This window comes from Roseburia sp. 1XD42-69 (assembly GCF_003612565.1).
Lineage (GTDB): Bacteria > Bacillota > Clostridia > Lachnospirales > Lachnospiraceae > Roseburia_B.
The window spans coordinates 33,914-57,858 of record NZ_RAZG01000021.1 but is presented as its reverse complement, the minus strand read 5'-3'; the positions used below and the strand labels follow the sequence as shown (position 1 = coordinate 57,858).

The window sequence follows — 23,945 nt, the reverse complement described above, 5'->3', positions numbered from 1 at the left end:
TTAATCCCTCACACTAAACTATGAAAAACCTCAGGAAAATAATTCCTCCCAGATAGGCAAGAAGCAAAACATACGCCCCGTAATCCAAACCCTGATATTTTAAAGGCCGCATTTTCGTCCGCCCCTCTCCCCCCTCATAACATCTGGCCTCCATAGCCATGGCAAGGTCGTCCGCCCTGCGGAATGCGCTGATAAAAAGAGGAACTAAAAGAGGAATCATATTTTTTGCCCGGACAATTAAACTGCCCTCCTCAAAATTTGCCCCCCTGGCCATCTGGGCTTTCATAATGATGTCTGTCTCCTCGATTAAAATAGGGATAAACCTTAGGGCTATGGACATCATCATGGACACGGCATGTACCGGAACCCCTATTTTTGACAGGGGTTTTAAGGCTTTTTCCAACCCGTCTGTAAGCTGGTTGGGGGTAGTGGTTAGTGTCATAACAGAGGTGCCCACAATCAGATAGGTCAGGCGGATTAACATAAAGGCCGCATTTTTAACCCCCTCCATGGTAATGGTGAAAATCCCATAATGAAAAAGGACATGTTCCCCCGGTGTTAAAAAGAGGTTAAATACTGCGGTAAATGCCATTAAAATCACAATGGCCTTTAACCCTTTTACCATAAAACGGAAAGGCACCTGGCAGATTTTAATTACAAATATTAAAAACACAGTGGCCAAAAGGAATCCCAAAATCCCCCGGAAAACAAAAAGAGACACAATATACACAAGAGCCCCGAAAAGCTTCACCCTGGGGTCTAACTTATGCACCGGGGAATTTCCCGGGTAATATTGTCCTAAGGTTATATCTCTAAGCATATAAATTTCCTCACTGAAACAGTTTTAAAATACTCTGTTTGGCTTCCTCCACCGTAGTTGCATCCCCGTCAATGGCCATTCCCCTGGCCTTCAAATCCTCCATGAGATAGGTGACTTCCGGGGCACAAAGGCCGATTTTTTCCAGCTCTTTATAGTATTTAAAAACTTCCCTGGGAGCGCCGTCTAAAAACACCTGGCCCTCGTCCATCACAATAATGCGCTGCACATATTTTGCCACGTCCTCCATGCTGTGGGATACTAATATCACCGTCATTTTCTTAGACTTATGCATCCCGGCAATTAAATCTAAAATCTCATCCCTGCCCTTAGGGTCAAGTCCCGCCGTGGGCTCATCTAAGATTAAAACTTCCGGCTTCATGGCAAGAACTCCCGCAATAGCCACCCGGCGCTTCTGTCCCCCGGATAAGTCAAAAGGCGGCTGGTAATAGAGCTTTTCCGGCACCCCTGCCATGCGCAGAGCCTCAAAAGCCCGAAGCCCCGCCTCATTTTTATCAAATCCCTGATTCATGGGGCCGAAACACACATCATTAAAAACCGTGGTTTCAAAAAGCTGATGCTCGGGATACTGAAACACAAGGCCCACCCTGGTGCGAAGCTCCCTTAAATCAAAATCCTCCTCGTAAATATCCCTTCCGTTAAAATAGATTTCCCCGGACACAGCTTTCATCAGCCCGTTTAAATGCTGGATTAAGGTGGATTTCCCGGACCCCGTATGGCCGATAATCCCAATAAACTCCCCGTCATCAATTTTTAATGTGACATTTTTTAGGGCCTGCATCTCATAGGCAGTCCCCTCCCCATAGGTAAAGCTTACATTATTTAGAATAATTGACATAGCACCTCTCCAGTTCCTCCGCCAGCTCCTGCCTTGTTAAAATCCCCTCAGAAAGGGGCAGTCCCGCTTTTTTCAGTTCATAAGCCAAAAGGGTTGCCTGGGGCACATCCAGGCGGTGGCGCTTTAACTCTTCCACCTTAGAAAAAATTTCTTTGGGAAGTCCCTCCATCACCACTTTCCCCTCATCCATCACATAGATATAATCCCCGTCCACCGCTTCCTCCATATAGTGGGTGATAAGAATCACAGTGATTCCCTTTTTCCGGTTTAATTCATGGACAGCGGAAAGCACCTCTTTCCTTCCCTTTGGGTCAAGCATGGCGGTTGGCTCGTCTAAGACAATGCACTTGGGCTCCATAGCCATAACCCCTGCAATGGCCACACGCTGCTTCTGTCCCCCGGATAATTTATTTGGAGAATGCCTGCGGAACTTTAGCATCCCAACGGAAGTAAGGCTCTCCCCCACCCTCTTCCAGATTTCCTCTGTGGGCACGCCTAAATTTTCCGGCCCGAATCCCACATCCTCCTCCACCACACTGGCGATAATCTGGTTGTCCGGGTTCTGAAAAACCATTCCGGCCTTTCTCCGCACATCCCGTACATTTTTCCGCTCCTTCGTGTCCTTCCCGTCCACCCATAGGGTTCCCTCACTTGGAACCAAAAGAGCGTTTAACTGCTTGGCCAGGGTGGATTTCCCGGAACCATTGTGTCCTAAAATGACAACAAAATCCCCTTCTTTTACATCCAAATCCACATGGTCAACGGCAGTCTGGATTGAGTCTACATTGCCCTCCTCGTCCCGCCGGATATACTCAAATACTACTTTACTTGCCTTAATAATTCCCATATTACACCTCGTAAGGAAGCACGCTGATGCGTGCGCAGGTCATCAAAGGTCGCTTCGCGCCTTGTCCTCAAAGCAGCACATAGTGACCTTTGGGGACGGCGGTCATCAAAGGTCGCTTCGCGCTGCTTTGATGACAACTACCACCTCAGTCTGTGCAGCTCCCCTTCCAGTTTCATATCTCTAAACTCATTCTGCCGCAGAGCTTCATACAACATAATGGCCACGGAATTTGCCAGGTTTAAGGAGCGTGTCTCCCCCACCATGGGAATCCGCACACAGTTTTCCGGGTAATTTACAAGTATCTCCTCCGGGATTCCTGCGCTCTCTTTTCCAAACAAGAGATAACAATCCGGCTCATAGGATACCTGGGAATATACATGTTTTCCCTTTGTGGTAGCCATATAAATTTTTGCGTCCTTATTTTGGGAAAGGAAGTCCTCCCAGTTTATATATCTTGTCACATCCAAATCCTGCCAGTAATCCATCCCCGCCCGCTTCAGTTCTTTTTCCGTAAGGCGGAAGCCCAAAGGCTCAATGAGATGGAGCCTGGCCCCTGCCGCCACGCAGGTACGTCCTATATTCCCGGTATTTGCAGGGATTTCCGGTTCAAATAACACGATATTAATTTTTGACATAGGTTCACTGCTCTCTCTTTAATGTACATACAAAATTCTCAATGCGCCCTAAAGCCGCTTTTAAATCCTCCAGGGAGTAGGCATAGGAAATCCGAAGGAATCCTTCCCCGCTCTCCCCAAAGGCCGTTCCCGGTACAACCGCCACTTTTTCTTTTTCCAAAAGCTGTTTGGCAAATTCCTCGGAAGTCATGCCAAACTGTTTGATGTTTGGGAACATGTAAAATGCACCGTAGGGCTCAAAGCACTCAATGCCCATTTCCCGAAGCCTGTGGAGGAGGTAACGCCTTCTGCCGTCATACTCCTGGCGCATTTTCTCCACATCCCCGTCCCCGTTTTTTAAAGCTTCCACTGCGGCATACTGGCTGGTGGTAGGGGCACACATAATGGCAAACTGATGAATTTTTAACATCTGCTCAATAATTTCCTTTGGCCCGCAGGCATAGCCCAGCCGCCAGCCTGTCATGGCATAGGACTTGGAAAAACCGTTTATGGTAATGGTTCTCTCCTGCATTCCCGGCAGAGACGCAATAGAAACATGGGAAGAACCGTAAGTCAGCTCGCTGTATATCTCATCGCTGATAACAAAAAGGTCATGGTCGATCACCACTTTTGCTATCTCCTCTAAATCCTTCTTTTCCATAACGGAGCCTGTGGGATTATTGGGGAAGGGAAGCACTAAAATTTTTGTCTTTGGGGTAACTGCGGCTAAAACTTCCTCCGCTGTCAGGCGGAATTCGTTTTCCTCCTTAAGTTCAATCACCACCGGCTTTCCCCCTGCCAAAAGGGCACAGGGAGGATAACACACAAAACTGGGCTGGGGAATCAAAACTTCATCCCCCGGATCTATCATGGCCCGCATGGCAATGTCTATGGCCTCGCTGCCCCCCACGGTTACAATTATTTCATGGTTATAATCATAATCCAGATGAAATTTCCTGTCCATATACCGGGAAATCTCTATTTTCAGTTCTTTTAACCCCGCATTGGAAGTATAAAAGGTCCGTCCCTTTTCCAGGGAATAAATTCCTTCCTCCCTGATATGCCAGGGGGTGTCAAAATCCGGCTCCCCCACCCCTAAGGAGATGGCGTCTTCCATCTCGTTTACAATATCAAAAAATTTCCGGATACCGGAGGGCTCTATCTCTACAATCTGTTTGGAAAGTGGGTTTCTCATGGTGCAATCTTCATCCTTTCATCTTTTGGAGGCTCTGCCATAATCGTTCCATGGTCTTTGTATTTCTTTAAAATAAAGTTTGTTTTCGTTGACAAAACCGAATCTAAGGTAGACAGTTTTTCTGACACAAACTGGGAGACCTCCCTTAAGTTTTTCCCGTCCAAAACCACCATAAAGTCAAAACTTCCGGAAATCAGATACACGGATTCCACTTCCGGGTAATTATAAATTCTCTCCGCCACTTTGTCAAATCCCATGCCTCTCTGAGGAGTAACCCTCACCTCAATCATGGCCATTACCTTTTCCACTCCGGTTTTCTCCCAGTTAATCAGGGTGTGATAACCGCAGATGACATGTTCCTTTTCCATCGCCGCCAGCTCGTTTAAAATGGCGGCCTCATCCACCCCTAAAATAATGGCCAGCTCCTTCAAATCAATCCGGCTGTTTTTTTCAATTACCGTTAAAATTTTTTCTCTCATTCTATTCTCTCCCTAATGCCTGATAGAGCTCATCCACCTTGGGCGGCTCCAAAAATCGCCGCTCCTCACCGTTGATAAGGATGCGGTCATTGCCAAAAGTTGCTTTCCCTAAGACTGCCGCTGGGATCTTCGCCTTCTGCAGTTCCATCACCAGACGGTTTCCATCGGAAGATGCCATGAGCATGGCACCGCTTGAAATCAGCCCATAGGGATTGATACCGAAAAATTCGCAGATCTCCACCGTCTCCTGCTTTAAAGGAATTTTCTTTAATTCTATTTCAAGCCCCACACCGGAAGCCTCCGCCATTTCCCACAATGCACCGAAAATACCTCCCTCCGTCACATCATGCATGGCAGATACCCCATTCTTAACTGCCACAGCCGCCTCAGGCAGCACAGATATCATTTTGTCAAACTCTTTGGCCTTCCGGATAAATCCAGGGGAAAATCTTGTCAAAAGCTCCTGCTCTTTTTCCTTTGCCAAAATAGAAGTCCCCTCAATGCCCGCCCATTTGGTGAGCACAATATCCATCCCGGGCAAAGCCCCGGCAGTGGAAATCAGGCTTCCCTCCTTCGCCTTCCCGATTCCGGTGACGGTAATCACCGGTTGGTTTACCGCTTTTGTAACCTCCGTATGGCCTCCTGCAATCTGGACATTGGCCTTTTCGCAGGCTTCTTCCGCCTGCTGCATCATCTCCCTGATTTCCGGTTCCGTAATCTCCGGGGGAAGCAGGACAGATAGCAAAACCCCCAAAGGCTCCGCCCCCGCAGAGGCAAGGTCGTTTAGATTCACTAAAATTGCCAGTTCCCCAATATCCTTTACCGTCCCGGTAATGGGGTCTGTGGAGAGCACAAAGACCTCGTCATCCTTAAGTTTTATAGCCGCACAGTCCTCTCCCACACCGGCGCCGAGAATTATTTCTTCCCGCTTTGTATGTATTTGTCTTAAAACGGAACGCTTTAACACGCTCTCCGGCAATTTCCCTGTCTTCATGAAAAACTCCTGTTGTATACAGTGCAAGGCTGTCCGCAAAAGACAGCCTTACCGTATATTTAACTGTATATTTATATTTACTATTATTTCCTGGCAGAATTAATCATCATCTCCGCCGTCATCATCCCCGCTGTCATCGCTCTCATCCCGGACAACTGCTGCAGATAAATCCTCTTCGTCTGGCTCATCATCATGATGGTCTGGCGGGGGTGCCTCCTGCTGCGGCGGATTCTGAACCAACCCGGCTGCAACAGCCCTCACCGTGCCCTCGTCCCCTGTGGCAATGGCCGCATGAATCTGGTTAGACGCCTCCGGATTATCCGTACCCACGCCTACCACCAAAATTTTATTGGAAGGGTTATATCTGCTCTTATTAAACTCTGTGCGGCTTTGCTCCACGCCATTTACCGTAACCACTTTCCACAGCCTTGCCGTGTATCCCGTATGGGAACTCTGGGCCTGGGCAATATATCCGATAGGATAGCCGCCGTTTGCCTGGAGAGTCACTCCCGGAGGTGTCTCGCTCAAAGTCTCAGACTCATAGCTTACCACCCGGTTGGAAGGTCTTGTATCTTCCCCGAAGACAGTAAAATAAATCTGTCCATTCTCCGTATACCCTTCGATATAGATGGGAGCATCCGTATTGTTAGAGAACTTAAAATCTTTTGTTGTCCCTGCAATGGCCGCATCCATGGAAGGCTCCACATAATTTACAATCATGGAATGGTTGTAACGCTCATCTATCTGAAGTTCTGAAAGAATCACTGCATTGTAAAGGGTGGTAGACACCTGGCAGATACCGCCGCCGTAAGTCTGCACTGTAGTTCCGTTTTCATAGGATCCTGCCAGCTCATACCCGTTTTCCGCAGTCATGGGATTTAACGCTTCCGCCACAGAAAGCTGCTCCCCCGGATACAACAGCGTTCCGTCAATTTTGGAACAGCCGTTTTTCACATTCGTGGCACGTCCCGCTGAAGAGGAACTGAAATCCGTGTGGAACGTTCCCAGCACATCCTTTACCTTAGAAAGCTCTTCCCTGGTGCCCTGGGGCTCCGTCACTTCCACTGCCAGTTCAATGCTGGCATTTTCCTTGTCCCACTCTTTGCCCACAAACTCGGAAATGTTTTTTACGGAATCTGAAACATTTACCTTGATTCCATTGGCTCCGTCAATAATGCGGAAACTTCCGTTTTCCCTGGTAAGGCTGCAGTTCACTGCCTCCTGTCCAAGATTTTCCTGATTTGAACCTAAAAGCCTCTCCACTTTGTCCTGATCCACGCCAAAGACAAGTTCAAAAACCCTGGGCTCTTTTTCCAGATCCTTTTTATCTTTATATCTGGTGATAAGGTTTCCTGTCTTTCCAATATTTAAGGCTTCCTCCACCACTTCCTCATTTTCCACCTGAATCCCTAAATCCTGGGCGGAAACACGAATGCTGGTGTCCCCTGTAGTCAGGGTGAACACGGTATTCTGCAACTGTCTTACATAAGAGTCCAGTTCTTCCCGTGCCTCCTCCTCTGTCATTCCGCTCACATCTCTGTCCTCAATGTATACTGTTTCTGGAATGACAGCCTCGGATTCCCCGGCCTGCGCCGTAATCACGGTATGCCCAAACACGCCTGCTGCAACTGCCAGTGCAAAAGCAGGGAAAATTTTTAAATATTTCTTCATTTTTTTTCCTCTCTGAACTATTCATTAACCCCGTTTTTCTAAGATACAACATGTATTTTAAAACATCTCACACCTTGTTTTCAAGATGCATATCCACGAATATAATTGACAGAATTTCTTTATTTCTGTATATTTGTACTATAATGTTGTATTTTACAGGAAAACAGATAAAATAGTAGTTAAAACCATGCACACAATCAGGATAATTACAATCACCCCTGCAATGGTACGGTTTCTTTTGGAATTAAAAAAATTAATCATATTTATCACCTCTTTTATATAAAACTACTGTTACAGAAAGGATACGCCATGGATTTTTTAAAACATATCAGCATCCCAATCGGACTGCCCTTATTTCTCATTGTGGGCTCACTCATCGCCCACAGCCGCCACAAACACAAATCTTCCCAATCCAAAACTATGGAAGATTTTTTTGAGCGGGAGCGCCTAGCCAATTCCACGAGGAAACAGGATATTTCACATCTGGACTACATGGTTTTGGATTTATCCCTTCTCCCTATGGGCAAAACACAGGATCCTTCTATAAAAATACTGGAGGACACCTTAACAGAGCTGTCCCAAAAGCAAATCCTTGACTTGTCGGATAAATCCAATACCGATTTGAAAATGATGTACGGCCCGGCAAACCTGGACACGCTCTGGGAATGCGACGACAATTACCACGCCCTCTCCCTGACGCTGTTAGAGTATGCCAAGGGGCTCTCGGACCTTGGCTTTTCAAGAGAAGCCATCACTGTTTTGGAATATGCGTCTTCCCTGCAAATCGATATCAGCCAGATTTATCTTCTCCTGGCAGAACTTTATCAGAAAAATGGATGCCCGGAAAAAATATCAGGCATCTATGCTGCCTTGGACGCTATGGATGAAAATTTCCGTTCCTATGTCTTAAAGCATCTGGAATCTTCCCATGCTGGCGAATAATTTTATCTGCCAGCCTGGAAGCTTCGCTCCTTGTAAGTTCCTCTATCGGTATATCAATAGTTATTTTATGATATTCTGACAATTCCTTCAAGTAGTTTTTTTGGGAAAGAGTAGCTTTTGTCTGCTTTTTTCCGTGATATTGAAGTTCCCGGGGCAAGAACAGTTCTTTCTCCCCCTCATAAAACTCCTTCTTTAGAATTTCATACAGCCTGTGGGCGGCCAGGGCGTCCATATAAGCCCGGTGCCTTTCTTCCCTTTCAATGTGGTAAAACATACACAGGGAATCCAGTGATTTTTTTTCCGGGAAAACCAAACATTTTCTGGCAATTTTTAATGTGTCCACAGCCCTTTTTTCCAATGGGATATTATGGTTTACCGCCCACTGTTTTACAAAGCCGTAATCATATATTACATTGTGGCCAACCCAGGTAAATTCCCCGGCAAAGGCTAAAAATTCCTGCATCACTTCATCTATGTCCCTGGCAAGCCCTGCCATCTCATTAGAAATCCCGGTCAGCTTTACAACAGTTTCGCTGACCGGGATCTTGGGATTCACCAGGTGGGAAAAGGTATCTTTCACTTCCCCACCCAGCACTTTCACTGCTCCGATTTCCAATATTCTGTCTCTATTGGGATTTAATCCCGTCATTTCTAAATCTACTGCTATATAATCTGTAACCATCTGTTACTTTAAAACTGCCTTTCTTTTTGATGCTATTTTCTTTGCAAGGTTCTTTCCCATAACCTTGCCCCCTTCTGTATTGGGGTGCAGGCCGTCTGTATAAGAAATTCCCCAGGATGCCGTCTCTACCACCGTAACATATTTTAACCCTTTTGCAGCATCTTTGATATCCTGGGCATGTCGCTGCTTTAAGGGAATCATGGCCATAATGTACGCCTTCGGATGGTCGCTGTGAAGCTTTGTCAAAACCTTCCTGTACTCACTGGTAAATACGGAACCGCTCACATCCACATCATTAGTGCCGTGCTCCACCACAATCACATCTGCATCAAACTTTTCCGCTTTCCTGCCGGAGGAAAATGATGTGATGGCGTTATAACAGGTGTTAAATGAGCCTGTTTTAACGATACCGGAACCGCCGTACCCGGCATAGTAAGGAATCATATCCAACTGTTCGGCGCAATACCAGGCATAACTGTGGGTAGCACTGGTCCCGGAGGGCAGAAGCGCCATGTTTAATGCCCTCACCCCCTCGGTGATACTGTCACCGTAAAAGGCAACCGTGGGATTTTGGGGCTGTATGGCCGTCACCACTCCTTCTTTCGTAACCGGTTTTATACTCTTGATCCCCACACCGGATTCTCCCCAGCGGTTCTCCTGCTCTGCTATGGCATCCACAACAAGACGGACATAGTGGGTTTTTGTATTGCCCACGCTGATTTTACTGTTGTTTATCTTCTGGCGTTTCATGGCCTCCCCGTCCACAGAGTAGGCAAAATAGGGAGTCGCCACACCGATTTTCTGCACAAAATTTACATTGATATACTTGCTTCCTGTAACCTTAAAATAGATGGCGCTTCCCCCGGTGTTGGTAAAATAATATTTTCCCCCGGCGATACTTTTCTTAAACCAGCGCCCTGTGCGGCCAAAATCACCCTTGACATCTTTGTAGGTGATACCGTCTTTTGCCGTGTAAGTTTTATACTTTACACTTACTTTACACTTATAAGTCTTTCCTTGGTAGACAGCTCTAATTTCCGCCGTCCCCTTTGCCCGGGCTGTCACCTTGCCTTTGTTATCCACAGTGGCAACCGTCTTTTTGCTGCTCTTCCACTTTACCTTTGTGGCGGATACGCCTTTCAGTTTCAAAGTGCTGGTGGTGGCGGGAGCCATGGTAAGGCTGGTTTTGCTCAGTGAATACTCTGGCTGAGGTTCCGGCTCCCCCGGCGTGTCCGCAGGATCCGTAATCGTTCCCGTAATGGTGGTGGTATCCCCGGCAAAAGCCGTCAAACTCCCCCCGGAAAATGCTGCAACTATAAATGCCAGCAAGAATACTACCGTGCGTTTTCCCCAATCTGATTTTTTTCCTCTCATACTTTATTCTCCTATGTGCCAAACTGATTATTTGTTCTATTATAACACAACATCTTCCACATTCAAAATAATATATGAATTTTTTGTGTTTTTTTCTTTTTTTCTTCCATAGTATGGTACAATATTATACAAAAGAATTTTCAAGGAGCAATATATTATGAAAGAACGCATCGATTCCTTTGATTTTATGAGGAGCATCACAGCATTTATTATTGTGATTTACCATTTTGCAGGAATCTGCTACAGCACCCCTCAGTTTGCAGATTTCCCCCTGCTCTATGAACATGCCAACGGCGTCTGGGGTGAGAGCACAAGTGTGAATATATTCTTTATGCTCTCCGGGGCCTCTCTCATCTACAACCACGAGAGAATCCGGGCAAAAGATTTAAAAAAATATTATTTCAGCCGATTTAAGGGCATTTTTCCCATGTTTTACATGATATGGCTTTTTCTCTTTTATCAGCGGGCAGCAGAACGGCACAATCTGTTTTACAATGGAAATCCAAAATCCATGGTTTTAACCCTCTTTGGCATGGACGGCTATCTGTCCTACCGTTTCCCGGAAAATTACTACCGCATCGGGGAATGGTTTTTAGGGGCTTTGGTGCTTTTGTACCTCATATACCCGGTGCTCACCTGGTGCATCAGCCATTGCCAGATTATCACCACCTTAGTTTTAGGCGCAGGCACTCTTGCTCTCCACTGGTCTCCGTCTATCTTTATGATTCAGAGGGAACGGAATTTAATCACCTGTCTCTTTGCCTTCTGGCTTGGAATGATGTTTATGACGCACCGGGAAATGCTAGATAAACTCTGGCTTGGAATATTATCAGGAATTTGTGCGCTGTTTTTGCTTTTGGTGCATATTCCCATAGATTCCTTCCTGGTTGTGCAGGCCATCTACATCACACTGTTTTTGGCACTTTACACCATAGGAAAATATGTGATGCAAATAGGGGCTGTCACCGGATTTTTCCGCTATACCGGTAAAATATCCTACGCCATATTCTTACTGCAGCATGTAGTGATGAGCCAGGTCCTTCACATGTTTGACAATTATGAGCTTACTGTACTCCACGAATTTGGACTTTTAATTGTAACCTTTGTGGTCATCTACATCTTTGCAGGGATTTGTACCTATCTGAATCAGGCGTTTCTTAAGACGAAATTTTTCCAAAGCCTGCAGAAGTTTTTTATACCGGAAACATAGATACATTTTTTATAGAAAGGAGTCTTACCGTGAAATACACATACCACACAAAAGGAACCTGTTCCACCTTAATTGAACTGGAACTGGAGGGCAATGTTGTCCACAACGTAAAGTTTACAGGAGGGTGCAACGGCAACCTCCAGGCCATCCCAAGGCTTGTGGAGGGCATGACGGTGGAGGAAGTGGAACAGCGCATCAAAGGGATACAGTGCGGATTTAAAAGCACTTCCTGCGGCGACCAGCTTGCAAAGGCCTGCCGGGAAGCTTTAGAACAGAGCAATTCCTAAAAAAGGAGCCTCTCAACTGAGAGACTCCCTTTTTTTAAACCCCAAACCGAATCACATTCCAGGAGCATTTTTTCATCTCCACTGTAAAGATTCCGTCCTCCATCACATAATTCTTCTTTTCCACGGGTGTCACAGGACTTGCCCCGGCACCGTTCACAATTTTCATATCCTGGCTTTCCAAGGCAAGATACTCTTTCACCTTATACCCTTCAAAGCCCCGCATATCGCTTTCAAAGAAAATATCCTCCTCTGTGTTGCGGTTTACGGCAAATATTGTCACTTCCTGTTTTTCTTCATTATAAACGGCCACCGCCTCTATATCCGTCACATTCTCATGTTTGGCGGTATCATGCACGCCTGTAGAAATCACAGGAGTAAGAGCCGTGCCCCTGCCGTATTTGGATGCATGGAGGAAAGGATAAAAGATAGTCTGCCTCCAGGCCGGGCCATCTGTCTCTGTCATAATAGGTGCAATTACATTGACAAGCTGGGCCAGGCATGCCACTTTCACCCTGTCCGCATGTTTTAAGAACGTAATCAAAATCAGACCGTTTAAAATTGCATCCTCAAAGGTATAGATATCCTCCAGAAGATGGGGAGCTGTCTGCCAGGGACGTTTTTTCATCTCCTCATCGTCGGACTGGTTGGTGTGATACCATACATTCCACTCGTCAAAACTTAAATTGATATTCTTATTGCTGCGCTTTTTCGCTTTCACAAAATCACAGGTGGCGATTACACTATGAAGAAATATCTCCAAATCCTGGGTTTTTGCAAAGAAATCGGCGGTATCGTTTTTGGCATTGCCGTAGTACTGGTGCAGGGAGATATCGTCCACATACTCATAGGCTTCCTCTAAGGTAGACGCCTCCCACTGGGGAAAGGTAGGCATATCCACATTGGAACTTCCGCACACCACAAATTCTAAAGAGTCATCCATAATCTTCATGGCCTTTGCCGTTTCAGCCGCCAGCCTGCCGTATTCCGTTGCTGTTTTGTGCCCTACCTGCCAGGGACCGTCCATCTCGTTCCCCAGGCACCATACTTTCACATTATAAGGATTTTCCCTGCCGTGCTTTCTCCTTAAATCCGCATAATAGCTGTTGGTATTTAAATTGCAGTACTCTAAGAGATTCAAGGCATCTTTTGTACCTCTGGTGCCTAAGTTTACCGCCATCATCATCTCAGAGTTTACTTTGTCGCACCAGTGGGCAAATTCCCCCAGCCCCACTTCGTTGCTCTCCATAGTACGCCAGGCCAGGTCAAGACGTTTTTTCCGCTGGTCTTTCGGCCCCACGCTGTCCTCCCAGAAAAAATTGGAGACAAAATTTCCTCCCGGATAACGGATGATTGGAACGTCAAGCTCCTTCACCAACTCAATCACATCTTTCCGAAACCCTTCTTCAGCGGCAGATACGTGCCCTGGCTGATAGATTCCTGTGTAAACCGCCCTTCCCAGATGTTCAATAAAGGAGCCGTACACCCTTTTGTCAATTTCTCCGATTTTAAAATCTTTGTCCACAATCATTTTTGTTTTTTGCGCCATAGTACTTTCCTCCCATACATTATTTTAAAAAATTGGGAATTGTTTTATCAGCATTTTCCTGTATCAAACAATTCCCAGACTTTACCTATATTATCTTTCCAAATCTGAATGATAATTAACCTTTTACTGCACCCACTGTCATACCTTCAATAAAGTATCTCTGGAAGCACAGGAACACTACAAAAATAGGAATAATTCCAAACATAGAGCCTGCAATCAGAAGATCATAGTCATTTCCGTAAGGTGTCAGCAAAGTATTTAAACCGATAGGCAGTGTAAATTTATCTGCATCGCGGAACACCATCATGGGCCAGAGCATGTTATTCCATGCACCCATGGTACTTAAAATTGCCATGGAAGCAAATGCCGGTTTTGTAATGGGAAGCATGATTTTTAAGCAGATCCCATACTCTGTAGCGCCGTCAATTCTGGCCGCATCCAAAAGTTCTTTTGGCAGTCCAATCATATACTGCCGGAAAAAGAATATGGTGGAGGCCCCGCAGAGTCCCGGTAAAATAACTCCGGCTGCAGTATTCATTAACCCTAAGCTCATCATTTCCCGGTACAGGGGGAGCATTAAGATTTCAAAGGGAACCATCATGGTTGCGATTACCAAAAAGAACAGCAGGTTCTTTAACCTATACTCATACATGGAAAGTCCGTATGCCACAAAATAACAGATAATTAAAGTAAGCACTACGGTAACCAATGTCAGCACCATACTGTTTTTAAACCACATGAAATACTTTTGAGAAGATGCGTTTTTGGTAAACAACAGCTTCCAGTTGTCAAGATTCATCGTGGAGAAGTTTAAGTTGATGGACAAACCTCTTCGAAGCAGCTCCACGCCGGGTCTAAAAGATGCCAGAGCCCCTGCCAGAACCGGGAAGATTACTAAAAATCCCAGCACTGCAAACAGAAGTGTCGCCAATATAGAAGCAAACGGATTGCGTCTTACCATGCCGCCTTTATTCTTTTTTCCCATATTACCTCTCCTCCTTCTTGAATGTTCCGTTCAATATCAACTGTACAATATTGATTACCAGTGCAATGACAAGCAGCACAAGACCTACGGCGGATGCGTAGCCAAGCTGGTTCTTCTCAATACCACGTTTGTACAGATAACCTACAATGGTCAGACCGATATTCTTCGGCGAAGTGTTTCCTGCCATAACATGTAGGACTCTAAGAACATTGCCAGTCCGGCATACACGCTGATGGTCAACACATAAATCGTAGTGGGTTTCAAAAGAGGAATGGTTATGTAGCGGAATTTTTCCCATCCATTGGCGCCGTCAATCTCTGCAGATTCATAGAGGGAGGTATCAATTCCCTTTAATCCGGAAAGGAAGTAAAGCATATTTACCCCGGTCCACCGCCAACAGGCCAAAAGCAGTAGCGCAAACATAGCCGTGGTGCCGTTTTTCAGCCATGCCATCGGCTCCTGTCCAAAGAATACAAGAAGCTTATTCATCTGGCTGGTGGGATACTCGGTAAACATCAACCGGAAAAGGATACCGGAAATAACAACGGATGTCAGGGAAGGAAGGTATAAAACCGCTTTCCAGAAACCGGAAGCCTTTACCAGATTACTGTCTATAAGAACCGCAAACAACATTGGAAACGGGATCCTTCAAATACCGGACAGGGAGCGATAGCCCATTTTCCTGGTGCATCCATTGTGTCAAGTTCGCCGTTAGAATAGGATAAGAAACGGTTCATATACCAAAGTGCCTTGGGGAAGGAAGCAATCTTCTGATCCATGATGATCTGGCGTCCGCCCTCTGTGTCAAGCTGTCCGTCTGGGGAAACAACTGCAAGACCGTCGTTGATCCATCCCTGCTGCATGGTAAGCATTTTCTCCCAGGATGCCGGAACAGTTACTTTTCCGTCTGCATCTGTGTAGTCCTCGCCATGCTCTGCCATTGCAACCCATAACCAGTCGGTTCCGCCTGTGTCAACACTTGTCATTGTCACTTCACCGTTGTGTAGCTCCAACATGGGTAGGCGCTCCGTAGTAGGTGCCGTCTTTTGCGTAAATGTCAAAACGGGACTCTACCAGGTCTGCCTGATAAGGCGCAAGTGCATCATTTAAAGCGTACAACTGGGGCTCACCCTGTAAAAAGTTGGGGAACTGGCTGCGCTCGATATCACATAAATCCGGTGCGCCGTCCCCGGTCTGTAATGCCATGATCAGGAAGTTGCCATTGCTGCACAAAGCACTGCACTTAAAACTTTTCTCTTCATACTTTTTTCTCCTTTTCCTCCTGATTTTTAACCAAAATAATTTAGTTAAACCTTAAAAGAAACCCTCTTTAAAAAAATTGCACACAACCGAATTTTACCATAATTTGGTGAGTTCGTCAGATTGCACATTTTTTTGATTTCTTTATGGTTATATTGCACAGTTATCTTTTTAAAATGTCAACAGTTATTTTATATTTTTTAATTTTTTCTAAAATATTTTTTGTTTTTGTTTATATTTAGAATAGGCATAGAAAATATTATATTTTTTATTGCCATTTAAACACTGATTCTAAAGCTAAATTGAAAACACTTTGACATTCCCTATTGTTTTTCGTATAATTAATATAGTTTCCCTTTCGTTTGAAAGTCAGAAGAGAAAGAAGAGGTGAATCCTTTGCTGCACATCACTTCCCTAAGTGAAGGCCTGGAAATTTTTAAGGCCCTAGGCTCCGATGTACGAATCGAAATCCTTAATATTTTGCTGGAAGAAAATAACATCAACATGAACGAACTGGCTTCCAGATTGAATATTACCAACGGTGCCTTAACCAACCATATTAAAAAATTGGAAAGCTGCGGACTAATCACCGCATCTGGTGAAGCTGCGGGACATGGAAATCAAAAAATTTGTTCCATTATTCAGGACAAAATTTTAGTGGAACTGGAAAAATCCGAAGACTTTGAAAATGTCTACCATACGGAAATTAAAATAGGACATTATTCCAACTATCAGATATCCCCTACCTGCGGACTGGCCACAGACCACACTTTAATCGGAGAAGTGGATGACCCCAGGTATTTTGAGCATCCCAGCCGGTATAATGCGGACATCCTCTGGTTTTCCAAAGGTTATGTGGAATATGTCATCCCTAATTTTATTCCAGGGCAAAACCGCATTAACCAGATTTATATATCTTGTGAATTAAGTTCGGAAGCCCCGGGCATCAATGAGAACTGGCCCTCTGATATCCGTTTTTATCTCAATGACATATGTATTGGAACCTGGACTTCTCCCGGAGATTTCGGTGACGTCAAGGGGATTTTCACCCCGGAGTGGTGGCCCCCAAACTGGAACCAGTACGGGCTTTTAAAATTAATTATTATAAATAAAAAAGGAACTTTTATTGACGGACTAAAAATTTCTGATGTTACCATTAATGATTTTAATCTGGATTACCGCAGTTCCTTAAGGCTTAAAATGGCCATAGAGGAAGATGCGGACCATGTGGGTGGTTTAACCTTATTTGGAAAAAGTTTTGGAAACTACGGTCAGGATATTCAGGTAAGGCTTTACTATTCTCCCATGAATGATACTTAACGGTGCACATAAAAACAGACGGCATATCCATTATGCCGTCTGTTTTTCACCACTTTTTTGCCGGACAGCGGCTCACTTTCCCCGCCGCCCGAAGTTCTACATAGCACCCGCACTTTAAGCAGGTGCCCGCATTTAAAGCTTCGCAGGATTTACAGATGGAAAGCCTTTTCTCATAAAGTTCTTCCTCCGCCGCATCCTCTTTCTTTATCGCCGCCTTATACCGGGCAATCATGTTCTGGTCCGCCTGTGCCATTTCCCGAAGCAGACATTTTTTACAAACAGAAGCCATTTTTCTATCTTGCCAGACGGATTTCCACTACAGAACCCGCCGGAAGGGTAAGTTCAAAGCCTCTTCCCATCTCTTTATATTCTTTAAAATCCTTCTCCGTCACTTTTTCCGGTGCATCAAAATCATTGTAATCATGCAAATCAGCCCCGGTTACAATCTTTGCTTCCAAAACTCGATATCCCTCTCCCGCAAGGAGCATTTCCACCTTCTCCGGCTCTTCTATGGAAAGATTGTTCAAAGTTACGGTAATCACCCCGTCCTCTCCCAAAGATACAGATTCCGTCACTTTGGGCACTTTCCATTCTTCCGTGCCGATATACTCCGCATCTGTCAGTTCGCTGGCCAAAAGGCTGGCCCCCTGGTGATGACGGTACATATGCATGACATGGTATGTGGGAGTCTTCACCATTTTCTCCCCCTCGGTAAGAAGCACTGCCTGAAGCACGTTTACCATCTGGGCAAGATTAGCCATCTTTACCCTGTCGCAGTGCTTATTAAAGATATTTAATGTGATTCCTGCCACCAATGCGTCCCTTACCGTATTTTGCTGATACAAAAATCCAGGATTTGTCCCCGGCTCACAAGTAAACCATGTTCCCCACTCATCCACAATCATTGCCACTTTCTTTTGTGGGTCATACATGTCCATAATCGCCCCGTGACGGGTGATTAATGTGTCCATAAACAGGGCTTTTCCCAGGGTCTTGTACCACGCCTCTGCGTCAAATTCCGTAGCGCTTCCCTTTATCTCAAAGCCCTCCGGGTGGACATAGTAATGAAGGGACAGACCGTTCATAAATCCATCAAACTGCTCTGCATGGGAGAATGCCGTCTCCATAACACCCTTGGTCCAGAAATAGTCCTCCACATTAGGCCCGCAGCAGATTTTCTTTATGGGTTTCTCTTCGTTATAATTGCGAACATAAGTCTGGTAACGCCTGTACTCATTGGCATAGTGCTCCGGGGTCATATTACCCCCGCATCCCCAGTTTTCGTTGCCCACGCCAAAATAGTCCACGCTCCAGGCTTCTTCATGGCCGTTCTTTTTCCGCATATCCGCCATGGGGCTTACCCCGCTAAATGTCATGTATTCCACCCACTCCGACATTTCCTGCACGGTTCCGCTGCCTAAGTTTCCGTTCACGTAAGTTTTACATCCTAACTGGCTGCACAGCTCCATATACTCATGAGTTCCGAAGCTGTTATCTTCCACAACCCCTCCCCAATGGGTGTTCACCATTTTTTTCCTTCCCTCTTTGGGTCCGATGCCGTCTTTCCAGTGGTATTCGTCTGCAAAACATCCCCCCGGCCACCGCAGCACCGGTATCTTTAACTCCTTTAACGCTTCCACCACGTCAGTGCGCATCCCGTTTTTATTAGGGATAGGAGAATCCTCTCCCACATAAATTCCCTCATAGATGCACCTTCCCAAATGCTCGGAAAAATGTCCGTAAATCTCCGGCTCAATTCTGCCCAGTTTCTTATTATCGTTGATTACCAATTTTGCCATATTGTTTTCCTCCTGTCTTTTTTTGCTGATTTTTATTCATATTTCACGCCCCAAAGGCTCTCATTGTCCCCTGCGGCAGAAAATGACATCACTTCTGTCCCCGCCTCGTCATTCATTTTACAGAACACGCCGCTGTAAGAAACACCGTCTATGGTAATATTCATATAATAGCTGTTATCTTTTGCCTCCCAGGTTCCCTTCACGTCCTTTCCGTAAACTTTTCCCCGTTTGGACAGCACCAGTTTGTAAGGTTTGGCAATTTTTTCGTTTATCTCTTTCCCCTGGTTTATCACAAAATACTCTCCCACAAGTTCCTCTTTATCGTATCCTGTCTCCGATACCGTCTCATCTTCTGTGGCGTAGGGCAGCATACAGGGCCATCCCTCCTCGTTTGGAAGCATTTGGTGCACTCTAGGCTCATGCTCCTCCCCTCTTTTCTCAAAGCGGGTATGGAACACCACATATTCCCTGCCATCGTCATCTGCAAAAGCCGAGTTGTGCCCCGTTGCCATATAGGCCTGCTCCAAACTTGGCAGCATGTAATTGCCGGAAAGCTTCAGGCCAAATCCCGCATGGTCCTTATCCTTTGCCCAGGGCGTGTTTCCGTTCATATCCACATAATCTCCGTCCGGTGTTTTAGAGCGGAACACACGAATCTGATACCCTCCTTCTCTGGTGAGGGCACCGTAAGATACAAACAGATAATAGTAATCACTCTTTGCATCATACATAATATAAGGCCCTTCAATGGATTTGTGGCCTCCCCCCAAAAGACGTTTGCCATAATATGTGTCCACATTATTTTCCGGATCATTTTCCGGGTGGATAGGAAGCCCCGTCTCCGATAGACTCCCAATTTTTCAAATCGTCTGTCACTGCCCCGGACATATGGGAACCAAATATGTAATATCTTCCATCCTCTCCTTTTATGATGGAAGGGTCATGGACACTGACTCCCGCATCTATGCTCTTTGCCGTAATGCCCTCGTAGCTCACAGAAAAATCGCTGTCAATCTTTTCCGGGAAAATCTTGTCCGCATTGAAAGCAACGGCCCCACGCCGGCTGCGCACAGAATTCCCGCTGCTGCAAGAATAATTATATTCCTTTTTTTCATAGCCTTCTCCTTTTTTCACAAAAATCGGTTGCTTTTTGCTGATTTTTCATCACATTTATACTATAACAAATCCCTTCCCACTTGGCAATAGGTTTCTTTAATATTAGTTAAAGTACTTTATTTTTTTTAAAACTAAACTGCGGAGCACAAAAAAATGGCCATCACGCCATTCTTTTATATTAAGTACTAAAACAATCTAAGACTCACAATTACTGTCAGAATTGCAAGTAACGCTAATATTCCAATGTAAATCCAAACTGTTTTTTTTATTTTCCGGCTTATTTATGAATATTAAAATCAATCCCAGCATTATCACAATACAAAGTGCCAATGTAAGATTCATAACCCATATATATCGAAAATCAACTGCTGCCTGTGTAAATGCCTGATAATTAATAGTAAGCAGGGCAAATATAGCAACCATTATTCCCATAATCGTAAGTACATTCGCATAAATTTTCTGAGACAATCTTTCAATGTCTTCCTTTGTCCTCTTTACTTCCTTTCTGGTTTCCTTTTCGTAATCTTCCTTATAATTTCCCAACCCTTTATAACGGACTTCATCCTGAAAAGCCGCTTTAGGCTGCGCACTATAGGGAACATCTGGAATCTGAGTTAACTGTTCAAAAATAATCTGGGCAATCCGCATTCCCTGAGCCAAAAGAATTATTTGAGAAGATATGTTTTGTACTCTCAAAAAAGCATATGTCACATGCCCTGGCTGATAATGTGGGCCGTCCACTTTCAATCCCTGACGCATTCTTGAATTCTTTTCAGCAATTCTTCCTAAAATCATATTATCCCCTCATTTCAATACGCTTATTATAGCATGCATTATAAAAACGGGCAAGCGAAATGCTTACCCGTTCTTCATCAATTTATTTTTCACAATGTAATTTTTTACTGTAAGCGAAACATGCCCCGCCCACTAAGAGAATCGCTCCAAAAAGGAAATAAATTCCATAATCTTCCACACCAGTTTTTGGCGTAGCGTCCTTGATATGAGGAGCAGCTGCAGTCACGGTAGGCGCTCCGGTACCAGAAACTGTAGTGGTTCCGTTACCCCAGGCTTTTCCGTTACCGTTGTTATTATCACCGCCATCTCCCGGATCTTCGGTGGGATTCTCTCCCGGATCTTCGGTGGGATTATTTCCCGGATCTTCGGTGGGATCCTCTCCCGGATCCTCCGTAGGCTGTTTCTGATCCAGAGCTTCAAAAATATAATTATTTTCATCTGCCCAGGTTTCCGCCTGAGAACCGGTATATCCGTATACAATATCCGGCGTCCAGTTACTCTGGACTCCAATAGAAGTAACACCTTTTGGTATGGTAACTGCCTGGATATTGCTTCCTGTAAAGGCATCTGCCGCAATACTTGTGACAGAGTCAGGCAGTTTCACATTTGTAATATAGTTACAGCCGGCAAAAGCTCCTGCCGCAATACTTGTCACACCCTTGGGAATTGTGGTGGCTGTCTTCCCTGCAGGACACAGTATAAACTGGGAACCGTCAGAGGAATACAAACATCCGTCACTGGAAGAATAATTGGGATTCCCGTCCGCCACAGTAATATTGGTTAAGTTCACATCTGAATCAAAGGCATTTAAATCCAGGCTTACAAGGGATGCCGGAAGTGTAACGCTTGAGAGATTGCTGCACCCGGAAAACGCCCCTGCATAGATACTTGTAATTCCTTCAGGAATATCTATCTGAGACAGACTAATACAGTTATAAAACTGTCCCTGTGCAATGGTTCCCACCGCACCGTTTATGGTGACAGAGGAGAGACCTGTACAATTTGCAAAAGCAGATACTCCAATGTCTGTTACACTGGCAGGAATTGTCACAGATTCCAAATTACTGCACCCGTTAAAAGCAGAACTTCCAATACTCTGAATCGTATTTGGCAGTGTAATGCTGATTACACTGGTATTTCCATAAAATGCGTTATCTGAAATAGATGTGACACCGTCTGGAATCGATACATATCCCCCTGGTCCGGTATAACCTGTAATCGTTGTTCCATCCATGACAAAGGAATCTGCACCGTCATTTACCTCAAAGACATCCACCGCATCTCCTACGGGTGTGACAGTCTTTGTTGCCACTGTATTCCAAACAGGATCTAACAGGCCCAAATCATCCACTTCAGACAAATCTACAGACTCCGTGTCCTCCGGAACCTGGGCTGCCTCTGTGGAGGGCTGTCCTTCTGCCGGTGTTTCGGGAGCAGGCTGGGGTGTTTCCGGGGCAGGCTGACTCTCTGCCGGAACTTCAGGTGTAGGTGTTTCCGGGTTTCCAGGCTGTGTTCCCTCTGCCGGTGTCTCACTGTCTTTTACCGTGTCATCCTGGTCAGATTTATCCGGCACATTTGGAGTTTCTGTGTCTACTGGTGTCTCAGACTCCGCCGGAACTTCCGGCTCTGCTGGTGTCTCTGACTCCGCCGGGGTTTCTGATTCCGCCGGGGTTTCCGGCTCTGCCGGTGTCTCTGATTCTGCCGGGGTTTCCGGCTCTGCCGGTGTCTCTGATTCTGCCGGGGGTTCCGGCTCTGCTGGTGTCTCTGGTTCTGCGGGAACTTCCGGCTCTGCCGGAGGTGCCGGCTCCACTGGTGCTTCCGGCTCCGCCGGAGTTTGCTGCTCTTCCGCAACTTCTACTGTTGGTTCGCCCTTTTCGTCTCCGTCTGCTTTTACCAGATTTGGTAAAACCATAGCCAAAGCCAGCGTCAACACTGCTGCGATGGCACTTGCACGTACCGCTAGACTTTTTTTCATTTTCACCCTCCTTAAGCATTATAGTTTTCAGGCTATTGTATCTTTTTCGCCACAACAAAGAGTCTTCCGTCTTCAATGTAGCTGTTACAGGTAGATAATGTGAGGAATTTGTCTTCCTCTGTCACCTCCTGCTTACTGTCATAAACAGCGCACGCCCTGATTGTCTCAAAGTATGCATCAAATTCCTCCGGGGACTTGGGCTGTATAAAATTATAATATTTATACTCCGGCTCATCCTGATATCCCACTTTGGTGAGACACACATACAATACTTCATAAGTCCCTTTTTCATATATACTGTCAAATTGTATCTGCTTATGCTTTGCCACAAAACCGTCATCCAAATACTGTTTCAGGCTTCCAAACATGGCACCGCTTCTCATGTTATGTCCGTAGACAATCAGATTCATGCTGTGGCTTACATCATCCCGGGAATCCAAAAACAATGTCCCGTTAATGTCTTCCTCCCCGTCTATATTATTGTGGAGATAAAAATCGTCTACCGTCTGCATGACCGGCAAATCAATAGAAGTTCCCTCTATTTTCACCCATCCGATTAAATCCGGATACTTTTTGTGCAGTTCTTTATATTCCGGCAAAATTTCCAAAGGCTTATCTATCTCCTGCATCTGAAGCTTAGACGCATCCCCCTGAGCGGAATTCTGTCTTGGTTCTTCCTGGTCAATGCGCTCCATAAACCAGCCCATAACCTGGTTTTCTTTTTTCAGACTCTGCACTTCTTCCAATTTTCTTGTTGCCCTGTTTTCAGCAAATACGGAAAGTCCGTATACGCCAAAGCAAACCAGGGCAAGCACCACGCAGACAACTCCCGCCAGCTTAAAGATACTCTCTTTTTCCAACGGCCCGCCTGGGGTTTCTCTCTGAATCAAACTTGAAACATTCACCTTCGGCCAAAAACTTTTCTTTGAACCCTGTTTGATTAATTCCATAGAATTATCTGCCACTCTGTCGGATATATCACAAAAAAAGGCATCTCCCAGTTCACTGTCAAAGGTGACATCTCCATTGCGGAGCAGCTGGTAGAGGACCAGAGTGTCCTCTGCATCCTCTATATCCAGCTGTTCTACAAGGTCTCTTATTTTTTTTAAATCTTTCAGGGCATTTTCCCATTCTTCCTTGGAATCAAATTCATGCCTGCCAATTTTGTACTTTTCCAT

General features: G+C 45.4%; 27 protein-coding genes. 4 read left to right on the top strand and 23 right to left on the bottom strand.

The window, feature by feature from the left end; genetic code table 11:
• Positions 1 to 13 precede the first annotated feature (13 nt).
• The 8 genes from D7Y06_RS12090 to D7Y06_RS12055 form a co-directional block, all read right to left on the bottom strand.
• The gene (locus D7Y06_RS12090; protein ID WP_120408056.1) at positions 14 to 820 is read right to left on the bottom strand and encodes an energy-coupling factor transporter transmembrane component T family protein; all 807 of its coding nucleotides are present in this window, start codon (positions 818 to 820) and stop codon (positions 14 to 16) included.
• Between the two features lie 10 nt (positions 821 to 830).
• The gene (locus D7Y06_RS12085) at positions 831 to 1,676 is read right to left on the bottom strand and encodes an energy-coupling factor transporter ATPase (RefSeq protein WP_120408055.1); all 846 of its coding nucleotides are present in this window, start codon (positions 1,674 to 1,676) and stop codon (positions 831 to 833) included.
• Positions 1,657 to 2,523: an energy-coupling factor transporter ATPase gene (locus D7Y06_RS12080; RefSeq protein ID WP_120408054.1), complete on the bottom strand. Its 867-nt coding sequence runs from the start codon at positions 2,521 to 2,523 to the stop codon at positions 1,657 to 1,659. Before D7Y06_RS12080 ends, D7Y06_RS12085 begins: the two co-directional genes overlap by 20 nt.
• 137 nt (positions 2,524 to 2,660) lie before the next feature.
• Entirely contained in the window at positions 2,661 to 3,158 is a 498-nt protein-coding gene (trmL, locus tag D7Y06_RS12075) for a tRNA (uridine(34)/cytosine(34)/5-carboxymethylaminomethyluridine(34)-2'-O)-methyltransferase TrmL (RefSeq protein WP_120408053.1), read from the bottom strand.
• A gap of 4 nt (positions 3,159 to 3,162) precedes the next feature.
• The gene (locus tag D7Y06_RS12070; RefSeq protein ID WP_120408052.1) at positions 3,163 to 4,332 is read right to left on the bottom strand and encodes an aminotransferase class I/II-fold pyridoxal phosphate-dependent enzyme; all 1,170 of its coding nucleotides are present in this window, start codon (positions 4,330 to 4,332) and stop codon (positions 3,163 to 3,165) included.
• A complete protein-coding gene (locus D7Y06_RS12065) occupies positions 4,329 to 4,811 on the bottom strand; it encodes an Lrp/AsnC family transcriptional regulator (RefSeq protein WP_120408051.1) in 483 nt (160 codons plus the stop codon). The genes D7Y06_RS12070 and D7Y06_RS12065 overlap by 4 nt, the downstream gene beginning before the upstream one ends.
• Before the next feature lies 1 nt (position 4,812).
• The gene (locus tag D7Y06_RS12060) at positions 4,813 to 5,805 is read right to left on the bottom strand and encodes an AIR synthase family protein (protein WP_120408050.1); all 993 of its coding nucleotides are present in this window, start codon (positions 5,803 to 5,805) and stop codon (positions 4,813 to 4,815) included.
• A 99-nt stretch (positions 5,806 to 5,904) separates the two neighbouring features.
• Positions 5,905 to 7,476, bottom strand: a complete 1,572-nt coding sequence (locus D7Y06_RS12055) for a VanW family protein (RefSeq protein WP_120408049.1) — start codon at positions 7,474 to 7,476, stop codon at positions 5,905 to 5,907.
• Between the two features lie 309 nt (positions 7,477 to 7,785).
• On the opposite strand from D7Y06_RS12055, the gene D7Y06_RS12050 reads away from it, so the two are divergent.
• Positions 7,786 to 8,418: a hypothetical protein gene (locus tag D7Y06_RS12050; RefSeq protein ID WP_120408048.1), complete on the top strand. Its 633-nt coding sequence runs from the start codon at positions 7,786 to 7,788 to the stop codon at positions 8,416 to 8,418.
• On the opposite strand, the gene D7Y06_RS12045 is transcribed toward D7Y06_RS12050, so the two are convergent.
• Both D7Y06_RS12045 and D7Y06_RS12040 read right to left on the bottom strand, forming a co-directional pair.
• Positions 8,354 to 9,100 (bottom strand): 3'-5' exonuclease, encoded by a 747-nt coding sequence (locus D7Y06_RS12045; protein ID WP_120408047.1) that lies wholly within the window; start codon positions 9,098 to 9,100, stop codon positions 8,354 to 8,356. The genes D7Y06_RS12050 and D7Y06_RS12045 overlap by 65 nt on opposite strands.
• A gap of 3 nt (positions 9,101 to 9,103) precedes the next feature.
• Entirely contained in the window at positions 9,104 to 10,474 is a 1,371-nt protein-coding gene (locus D7Y06_RS12040) for a GDSL-type esterase/lipase family protein (RefSeq protein ID WP_120408046.1), read from the bottom strand.
• 157 nt (positions 10,475 to 10,631) lie between these two features.
• Here D7Y06_RS12040 and D7Y06_RS12035 point away from each other — a divergent pair, with 157 nt between their 5' ends.
• Together D7Y06_RS12035 and D7Y06_RS12030 are read left to right on the top strand one after the other, a co-directional pair.
• Complete coding sequence (locus tag D7Y06_RS12035) at positions 10,632 to 11,684, top strand: acyltransferase family protein (protein WP_120408045.1); 1,053 nt, start codon at positions 10,632 to 10,634, stop codon at positions 11,682 to 11,684.
• Positions 11,685 to 11,713: 29 nt separating this feature from the next.
• Positions 11,714 to 11,971, top strand: coding sequence for a TIGR03905 family TSCPD domain-containing protein (locus D7Y06_RS12030; protein WP_120408044.1), 258 nt, complete (start codon positions 11,714 to 11,716; stop codon positions 11,969 to 11,971).
• A 34-nt stretch (positions 11,972 to 12,005) separates the two neighbouring features.
• On the opposite strand, the gene arfA is transcribed toward D7Y06_RS12030, so the two are convergent.
• The 6 genes from arfA to D7Y06_RS12005 form a co-directional block, all read right to left on the bottom strand.
• Positions 12,006 to 13,517, bottom strand: a complete 1,512-nt coding sequence (arfA, locus tag D7Y06_RS12025; protein ID WP_120408043.1) for an arabinosylfuranosidase ArfA — start codon at positions 13,515 to 13,517, stop codon at positions 12,006 to 12,008.
• 115 nt (positions 13,518 to 13,632) lie between these two features.
• Positions 13,633 to 14,502: a carbohydrate ABC transporter permease gene (locus D7Y06_RS12020; protein WP_120408042.1), complete on the bottom strand. Its 870-nt coding sequence runs from the start codon at positions 14,500 to 14,502 to the stop codon at positions 13,633 to 13,635.
• Between the two features lies 1 nt (position 14,503).
• Positions 14,504 to 14,689, bottom strand: a complete 186-nt coding sequence (locus D7Y06_RS27940; protein ID WP_330566440.1) for a hypothetical protein — start codon at positions 14,687 to 14,689, stop codon at positions 14,504 to 14,506.
• Positions 14,653 to 15,135 carry a carbohydrate ABC transporter permease gene (locus D7Y06_RS12015; RefSeq protein ID WP_330566439.1) on the bottom strand — a complete coding sequence of 161 codons (483 nt, stop codon included), beginning with the start codon at positions 15,133 to 15,135 and terminating at the stop codon, positions 14,653 to 14,655. Before D7Y06_RS12015 ends, D7Y06_RS27940 begins: the two co-directional genes overlap by 37 nt.
• A complete protein-coding gene (locus D7Y06_RS12010) occupies positions 15,114 to 15,518 on the bottom strand; it encodes a hypothetical protein (RefSeq protein ID WP_120408041.1) in 405 nt (134 codons plus the stop codon). The genes D7Y06_RS12015 and D7Y06_RS12010 overlap by 22 nt, the downstream gene beginning before the upstream one ends.
• Positions 15,496 to 15,708, bottom strand: a complete 213-nt coding sequence (locus D7Y06_RS12005; RefSeq protein ID WP_120408040.1) for a hypothetical protein — start codon at positions 15,706 to 15,708, stop codon at positions 15,496 to 15,498. The genes D7Y06_RS12010 and D7Y06_RS12005 overlap by 23 nt, the downstream gene beginning before the upstream one ends.
• A gap of 450 nt (positions 15,709 to 16,158) precedes the next feature.
• On the opposite strand from D7Y06_RS12005, the gene D7Y06_RS12000 reads away from it, so the two are divergent.
• On the top strand, positions 16,159 to 17,082 hold the full coding sequence (locus D7Y06_RS12000) for an ArsR/SmtB family transcription factor (protein WP_120408039.1): 924 nt from the start codon (positions 16,159 to 16,161) through the stop codon (positions 17,080 to 17,082).
• A 46-nt stretch (positions 17,083 to 17,128) separates the two neighbouring features.
• Here D7Y06_RS12000 and D7Y06_RS11995 read toward each other — a convergent pair whose 3' ends face one another.
• From D7Y06_RS11995 to D7Y06_RS11970, 7 genes are all read right to left on the bottom strand, one after another.
• Complete coding sequence (locus tag D7Y06_RS11995; protein WP_120408038.1) at positions 17,129 to 17,371, bottom strand: DUF6171 family protein; 243 nt, start codon at positions 17,369 to 17,371, stop codon at positions 17,129 to 17,131.
• Between the two features lie 4 nt (positions 17,372 to 17,375).
• A complete protein-coding gene (locus D7Y06_RS11990; RefSeq protein ID WP_199714698.1) occupies positions 17,376 to 18,881 on the bottom strand; it encodes an alpha-N-arabinofuranosidase in 1,506 nt (501 codons plus the stop codon).
• Between the two features lie 32 nt (positions 18,882 to 18,913).
• Positions 18,914 to 19,678 carry a glycoside hydrolase family 43 protein gene (locus tag D7Y06_RS11985; RefSeq protein ID WP_243119290.1) on the bottom strand — a complete coding sequence of 255 codons (765 nt, stop codon included), beginning with the start codon at positions 19,676 to 19,678 and terminating at the stop codon, positions 18,914 to 18,916.
• Between the two features lie 13 nt (positions 19,679 to 19,691).
• Positions 19,692 to 20,015 (bottom strand): hypothetical protein, encoded by a 324-nt coding sequence (locus tag D7Y06_RS27065; protein WP_243119288.1) that lies wholly within the window; start codon positions 20,013 to 20,015, stop codon positions 19,692 to 19,694.
• A 177-nt stretch (positions 20,016 to 20,192) separates the two neighbouring features.
• The gene (locus D7Y06_RS11980; RefSeq protein WP_120408036.1) at positions 20,193 to 20,792 is read right to left on the bottom strand and encodes a hypothetical protein; all 600 of its coding nucleotides are present in this window, start codon (positions 20,790 to 20,792) and stop codon (positions 20,193 to 20,195) included.
• A gap of 82 nt (positions 20,793 to 20,874) precedes the next feature.
• The gene (locus D7Y06_RS27800; RefSeq protein ID WP_120408035.1) at positions 20,875 to 22,767 is read right to left on the bottom strand and encodes a leucine-rich repeat protein; all 1,893 of its coding nucleotides are present in this window, start codon (positions 22,765 to 22,767) and stop codon (positions 20,875 to 20,877) included.
• A 32-nt stretch (positions 22,768 to 22,799) separates the two neighbouring features.
• Positions 22,800 to 23,945 (bottom strand): class B sortase, encoded by a 1,146-nt coding sequence (locus D7Y06_RS11970; protein ID WP_120408034.1) that lies wholly within the window; start codon positions 23,943 to 23,945, stop codon positions 22,800 to 22,802.

Excerpts from the sequence above, each read along its gene's own strand:
- D7Y06_RS12090 (WP_120408056.1), bottom strand. The coding sequence starts at position 820 with ATGCTTAGAGATATAACCTTAGGACAATATTACCCGGGAAATTCCCCG.
- D7Y06_RS11995 (WP_120408038.1), bottom strand. The coding sequence starts at position 17,371 with ATGGCTTCTGTTTGTAAAAAATGTCTGCTTCGGGAAATGGCACAGGCG.
- D7Y06_RS12020 (WP_120408042.1), bottom strand. The coding sequence starts at position 14,502 with ATGGGAAAAAAGAATAAAGGCGGCATGGTAAGACGCAATCCGTTTGCT.
- D7Y06_RS12040 (WP_120408046.1), bottom strand. The coding sequence starts at position 10,474 with ATGAGAGGAAAAAAATCAGATTGGGGAAAACGCACGGTAGTATTCTTG.
- D7Y06_RS12035 (WP_120408045.1), top strand. The coding sequence starts at position 10,632 with ATGAAAGAACGCATCGATTCCTTTGATTTTATGAGGAGCATCACAGCA.
- D7Y06_RS11980 (WP_120408036.1), bottom strand. The coding sequence starts at position 20,792 with ATGATTTTAGGAAGAATTGCTGAAAAGAATTCAAGAATGCGTCAGGGA.
- D7Y06_RS27940 (WP_330566440.1), bottom strand. The coding sequence starts at position 14,689 with ATGGCAGGAAACACTTCGCCGAAGAATATCGGTCTGACCATTGTAGGT.
- D7Y06_RS12010 (WP_120408041.1), bottom strand. The coding sequence starts at position 15,518 with ATGTTGGAGCTACACAACGGTGAAGTGACAATGACAAGTGTTGACACA.
- D7Y06_RS12070 (WP_120408052.1), bottom strand. The coding sequence starts at position 4,332 with ATGAGAAACCCACTTTCCAAACAGATTGTAGAGATAGAGCCCTCCGGT.
- D7Y06_RS12060 (WP_120408050.1), bottom strand. The coding sequence starts at position 5,805 with ATGAAGACAGGGAAATTGCCGGAGAGCGTGTTAAAGCGTTCCGTTTTA.
- D7Y06_RS12050 (WP_120408048.1), top strand. The coding sequence starts at position 7,786 with ATGGATTTTTTAAAACATATCAGCATCCCAATCGGACTGCCCTTATTT.
- D7Y06_RS12080 (WP_120408054.1), bottom strand. The coding sequence starts at position 2,523 with ATGGGAATTATTAAGGCAAGTAAAGTAGTATTTGAGTATATCCGGCGG.
- D7Y06_RS12015 (WP_330566439.1), bottom strand. The coding sequence starts at position 15,135 with ATGTTGTTTGCGGTTCTTATAGACAGTAATCTGGTAAAGGCTTCCGGT.
- D7Y06_RS12045 (WP_120408047.1), bottom strand. The coding sequence starts at position 9,100 with ATGGTTACAGATTATATAGCAGTAGATTTAGAAATGACGGGATTAAAT.
- D7Y06_RS12055 (WP_120408049.1), bottom strand. The coding sequence starts at position 7,476 with ATGAAGAAATATTTAAAAATTTTCCCTGCTTTTGCACTGGCAGTTGCA.
- D7Y06_RS11970 (WP_120408034.1), bottom strand. The coding sequence starts at position 23,945 with ATGGAAAAGTACAAAATTGGCAGGCATGAATTTGATTCCAAGGAAGAA.
- D7Y06_RS12085 (WP_120408055.1), bottom strand. The coding sequence starts at position 1,676 with ATGTCAATTATTCTAAATAATGTAAGCTTTACCTATGGGGAGGGGACT.
- D7Y06_RS27800 (WP_120408035.1), bottom strand. The coding sequence starts at position 22,767 with ATGAAAAAAAGTCTAGCGGTACGTGCAAGTGCCATCGCAGCAGTGTTG.
- D7Y06_RS12065 (WP_120408051.1), bottom strand. The coding sequence starts at position 4,811 with ATGAGAGAAAAAATTTTAACGGTAATTGAAAAAAACAGCCGGATTGAT.
- D7Y06_RS11990 (WP_199714698.1), bottom strand. The coding sequence starts at position 18,881 with ATGGCAAAATTGGTAATCAACGATAATAAGAAACTGGGCAGAATTGAG.
- arfA (WP_120408043.1), bottom strand. The coding sequence starts at position 13,517 with ATGGCGCAAAAAACAAAAATGATTGTGGACAAAGATTTTAAAATCGGA.
- D7Y06_RS12005 (WP_120408040.1), bottom strand. The coding sequence starts at position 15,708 with ATGGCATTACAGACCGGGGACGGCGCACCGGATTTATGTGATATCGAG.
- trmL (WP_120408053.1), bottom strand. The coding sequence starts at position 3,158 with ATGTCAAAAATTAATATCGTGTTATTTGAACCGGAAATCCCTGCAAAT.